A 2,038-nucleotide genomic window follows, 5' to 3' on the forward strand; every position below is an offset into this window, starting at 1 on the left:
GCGCAGCTCTTCTTTGCCGGCATGAAAGGGTGAGGCGGAGAGGTTGATGAACACGGTAGCCCCGGCATCGGCCAATAATCTTATGGGATCGGAGCGGTAAGGGAGTTGGGCCGGCCAGAAGGCCGGGTCATTCCAGGCATCTTCGCAGATGTTGATGCCCAGGCGCTGGTCTTTGAAGTTGACCGGCAGGTTATGCACCGCAGGTTCAAAATAACGGGTCTCATCGAATACATCATAACTGGGCAACAGGCTCTTGTGGCGTTCGGCCAGAACCGCTCCCCGGTAAATCAGCACTGCCGAATTGTGCAGGGATTTGCCGGCCTTCGCGGAGAAGGTTGGGGTTCCTATCAATATGCCCAGGCCGTCATATCGTTCTGACAGGGCCACGACCTTTTCCAGATAGCGCTGGGTCTGTTCCACAAACCAGGGGCGTTCCAGGAGATCCTGAGGCGGATAGCCGATGGTGGTCAGTTCGGGAAAAACTACCAGATCACTGCTATCCAGACCGGCCCTGGCGACAGCCTTTTCGATAATCCGGAAGTTGCCTTCCAGATCACCTACGGTAGGATTGATTTGCGCAATCGTCACTCTCATGTCAGTATCCTCATTCAGGTCCTATATACGGCTTACAGGGCCTCCCGCATTCTCCGCTATCCGCATTAAAGTCAAGTATAGGGCGCCAAGCAATCATCTTCAGTATTTTGGTTCAATTCAATTATAGCCGGGAACTTTAACGAGGGGTAACCGTTTTTCTTTCGAGATCGTATCCACAACTGTTCAAGTATACACATGCTAAACGGTAACATCCCTATTATACTGGCATAAATCTATATTAGGCAATGAGGCCGAGAACTGTAAAGGCTCCTCATGCCCTTTTTTATTGCTAATTATAGGGAGGTATTTTTTATGTGTGGAATCGCCGGTTGGATCGGATGGGATGACGGATACAAATACAAACAGCCTATAGTTGAAAAAATGGTTAAGACCATGATGCACCGCGGGCCTGACGCCCAGGGCATATGGGTATCCTCCCACGCGGTTTTGGGCCACCGCCGCCTGGTGGTGGTTGACCCTGCCGGAGGGGCTCAGCCCATGCGGAGACAACATCGACAAAAGAGCGGTGTGATCACTTATAATGGAGAATTATACAACACTGCCGAATTGAGGACGGAACTGCAATCCAGGGGCTATAGATTCCAGTCCAGAAATTCCGATACGGAAGCACTTTTGCTCTCCTATCTGGAATGGGGCCCGGATTGTGTGAAAAGACTTAATGGCATATTCGCTTTCGCCATCTGGGATGAAAATGAACAGACTTTGTTCATGGCCCGGGACAGGATGGGGGTAAAGCCCTTATTTTACAGCCAGAAGGACGATCAATTCCTGTTTGCTTCGGAATTGAAAGCTCTTCTGGCCAACCCCTTGATAAGGCCGCAGGTCGACGCCGCAGGGCTGGCCGAGATTCTGGTGATGGGGCCGGGGCGCACCCCCGGGCATGGCATATTTAAAGGGATTCTCGAGCTGAAACCCGGCCATGCCCTGCTCTACAGCCGAGAGGGAAGCAAGAGCGGGTCTTATTGGCAACTACACCACCGGACCCATCATGAAGATGCGAAAACCACCGCCGCCCACCTGCGCTGTCTCCTGGAGGATATAGTCGAGCGGCAGATGTCGGCCGATGTTCCGCTTTGTACGCTCTTGTCCGGCGGCCTGGATTCCAGTCTTATAACCGCCCTGGCCAGTAAACATACCGCCGCTGATTTGGCGCCGCTGCATACTTACTGTGTGGAATATGAGCAGAGCGAAGCCAACCTCAGGCAGGCAGAGGCGGGGGATGCCTTCTGGGCGGAGAAGATTGCCGGGTTCCTGGGAACCAGGCATCACAAGGTCCGGGTTCACCCCCGGGATCTGTACTATGCTCTGTACAATGCCCTCCTGGCCACAGATTTACCGGGCATGGCCGATATAGATACCTCCCTGATGCTGCTGTGTACGGAAATGCGCCAGGACTATGTGGTGGCGCTTTCGGGCGAATGCG

Annotated in this window: 2 protein-coding genes; one reads left to right on the plus strand and one right to left on the minus strand. The window is 53.4% G+C overall.

The window, feature by feature from the left end; all coding sequences use genetic code 11:
- The coding region (locus B2633_RS06235; RefSeq protein WP_483169791.1) for a nitrilase-related carbon-nitrogen hydrolase at positions 1-594 on the minus strand (594 nt) is incomplete at its 3' end.
- A 312-nt stretch (positions 595-906) separates the two neighbouring features.
- Between B2633_RS06235 and asnB the strand changes: the two genes are divergently transcribed.
- Positions 907-2,038 (plus strand): asparagine synthase (glutamine-hydrolyzing) (gene asnB, locus B2633_RS06240; protein ID WP_483169792.1); only part of this gene is annotated, 1,132 nt, incomplete at its 3' end.

The sequence above is a fragment of the Syntrophomonas sp. UBA1041 genome (assembly GCF_002316705.1).
Taxonomy (GTDB): Bacteria; Bacillota; Syntrophomonadia; order Syntrophomonadales; family Syntrophomonadaceae; genus DTU019.